Source organism: Bacteroides sp. MSK.20.82 (genome assembly GCF_019052485.1).
In the GTDB taxonomy this organism is placed as follows: domain Bacteria; phylum Bacteroidota; class Bacteroidia; order Bacteroidales; family Bacteroidaceae; genus Bacteroides; species Bacteroides thetaiotaomicron.
Map to the genome: position 1 here is coordinate 1 of NZ_JAHQUN010000128.1, position 966 is coordinate 966.

Annotated in this window: 1 protein-coding gene; it reads left to right on the forward strand. The window is 43.5% G+C overall.

The features are described from left to right. Positions 1 to 857 (forward strand): site-specific integrase (locus KTR07_RS28115; RefSeq protein WP_217315582.1); only part of this gene is annotated, 857 nt, incomplete at its 5' end. Positions 858 to 966 lie beyond the last annotated feature (109 nt).

Below are 966 nucleotides of genomic sequence, written 5' to 3' on the forward strand. Positions count from 1 at the left end.
TGAGTGCAATCCTTGCCTTTCATGGAAGTGATAAGCTTCCTTTCCGGAAAGTAAGTCAGGAGTTTCTTAAAAGTTTCGAATCGTATCTGCGTGGCAGGAACTGTAGCTGGAATACAGTTTCCACTTATATGCGTACGTTGCGTGCAGTGTATAACCGTGCGGTCGACCGCCATCTTGCGCCTTATGTGCCTCATCACTTCCGGTATGTCTATACAGGAACGCGCGCGGACAGGAAACGTGCGCTGGATAAGGAAGACATGGAGCGTCTGATGAAGGAACTTCCGAAACAGCTGTGTCAGGACAACAAGGAACTACAGCGTACTCGTGGTCTTTTCTTTTTAATGTTTTTACTTCGTGGGATTCCTTTTGTGGATCTTGCCTATCTGAAAAAGCATGATATCGATGGGAATGTAATGACTTACCGCCGTCGAAAAACCGGCAGGTTATTAACAGTGACTCTTGTGCCGGAAGCCATGAAGCTGATCAAGCGGTATATGAATACAGATCCTGCTTCTCCCTATCTTTTTTCGCTGATCACCAGTGGAGAGGGAACGGAAGCTGCTTACAAGGAATATCAGCTGGCATTGCGCAACTTTAATTATCAATTAATGATTTTGAAACAAGTTTTGGGACTGACATCTGAAGTAAGCTCGTACACTGCCCGTCATACCTGGGCTACGATGGCATACTATTGTGAGGTACATCCCGGTGTTATTTCGGAAGCGATGGGGCATTCTTCCATCACCGTGACGGAAACGTATCTGAAACCTTTCAAGAATAAGAAAATTGATGAAGCGAATGTAGCGGTTATTTCTTCCTTGAAGAAGGTCTATCGTGCAGGTAAGCTATTGAATTAGAGAGCTGTTACTTTGTAGGTAACGGGAAGAAAAGACGCTGCAAATATGGGCATATTTTGGAAAACATGCAAACAAAAATGATATTTTTTCTGATAAACTACTAAAAAAA